This is a genomic window from Escherichia sp. AM3 (genome assembly GCF_032029835.1).
GTDB lineage: Bacteria > Pseudomonadota > Gammaproteobacteria > Enterobacterales > Enterobacteriaceae > Escherichia > Escherichia coli.
The window spans coordinates 1-1795 of record NZ_JAVUPQ010000247.1 but is presented as its reverse complement, the minus strand read 5'-3'; the positions used below and the strand labels follow the sequence as shown (position 1 = coordinate 1795).

The 1795-nt window shown below is 43.8% G+C and carries 1 protein-coding gene; it reads right to left on the bottom strand.

Translation table 11 applies throughout. The annotated features are described in order from the left end of the window. Nucleotides 1-71: 71 nt before the first annotated feature. Complete coding sequence (gene ycjM / locus RTW80_RS24660; protein WP_000810500.1) at nucleotides 72-1751, bottom strand: glucosylglycerate phosphorylase; 1680 nt, start codon at nucleotides 1749-1751, stop codon at nucleotides 72-74. Nucleotides 1752-1795: the final 44 nt, after the last annotated feature.

Sequence of the window (1795 nt, the reverse complement as noted above, 5' to 3'; positions counted from 1 at the left end):
CTGAAATCAGGGCGCATGAAACCAGTGCTGATAACAGCACGATTTTTGATTTAATCATGAGATGTTCCTTTTTATTTAATCCACATAACCTGCCAGGGGCGCAGCGTTATTTCATTACCCAATATATCAACTTCACTAATCAGATCCCGACCATGCAGATTAGTAATATTTACATGCTGAATATTTTTACTGACATTAAACAATCCAGTCAGACAATTACCATCAGCGTTACTTCTTTGAATACGCATTACGGATGAATTAATCGTATCAATGGTAAAATTATTATCCGGATGAAACTCGTTATGGCTGCGACGAAGTGTAATTAAACGCGACAACTCATGATATACCGCATGCCTTAATGTAGCTTCATCGTTCAGTTCTCGGGTTATCTCTTTACTGTGATATTTTTTACGGTTAATCGCACGGTTATATCCGAGTTTTTCGACACCTGCGTAATCATTACGCGAGCCAAGAATACTTTGAATATATATCGCTGGCACACCGGGGAAACTTAACAAAATCGCATGGGCAAGGATAAACCTGGCGCAACGTTCTTCATCGCTACTCTCACGGCGGCTTAACGCATCCATATAGGTCACATTTATTTCATACGGACTGCGTGTACCGTCGGGATTATTTTTCCAGTTTACTAATGCACCTTCCTGCTGTAACGCCTCGACCAGCTCTAATATTTCGCTTTCAGGCAACAAGCCCCGTAGCGGGTTTAGCCCGATGCCATCGTGAGAGGCGAGGAAGTTAAACCAGGTGGTGTTGCTGGAAGGTAGTGTCAGGTTTTGCGCCCACGCACAAAGCGCCTCAACGTTCTGTTTTTGCACCGCATGCAGCACCAGTGGCGGCAGCGAGAACTGGTACACCATATGTGCTTCGTCATCGCCTGCGCCAAAGTAAGCAATGTTGTCTTTATGCGGAACATTGGTCTCGGTAATGATCACTGTACCTGGCGCAACGTTATCAATAATCGACCGTAACAGTTTGATAATCAGATGTGTTTTTTCCAGATGGATGCAGCTTGTTCCCGGCTCTTTCCACATAAAGCCAACGGCATCCAGGCGGACATACTCAGCACCTTTCGCAAGGTAACAGAGTAAAACATCCACCATCGCCAGCAACACTTCAGGGCTACGGTAATTCAGGTCAATTTGATCGTCACTAAAGGTGGTCCATAAATGGCGCGTTGAATGATCGCGCATCTGGAATGGCGTTAATAACGGTAACGCACGCGGGCGAGTGACGGCGCTGAGATCGGTTTGCGGGTCAACGGCAATAAAAAAATCTTCAAAACCTGGATGCTGTTGTAAATAGTTTTTAAACCATTCACTTTTTGCCGACATATGGTTGCAGACAAAATCAAACATTAAATGACTGCATTCACCGAGTTGCTGAATATCCTGCCACTCCCCCGCTTCACTGGCGACCTGATGATAATCAATTACAGAAAAGCCATCATCAGATGACCATGGATAAAACGGCAACAAATGAACATGTGAAAAAATGCTTTGCAGCCATTGATGGTAAAACTGATTAAATGTGGGTAATGGTTTTAAATCATTGCTGTGAAATTGATCGGCATAGGTAATTAACACGACATCACTTTCATCCCAGTGTTTTTTACGTCGCTGTGTAATTAATCGTTTCGCACTCTCAAGACGCGTTACAAGTTTCTGTAAATGAGTTGCGGTAAATGTTCCACCGTAGATTTCGTCCAGGTAATCCGTAATTTTCTGTTTCATGTTGCCTTTCCGTGGTAGCGGTCCCATGAAACGAGAGACTACTC

Bases quoted from the DNA above. Each gene is read 5' to 3' on its own strand.
- ycjM (WP_000810500.1), bottom strand. From the start codon at position 1,751: ATGAAACAGAAAATTACGGATTACCTGGACGAAATCTACGGTGGAACA.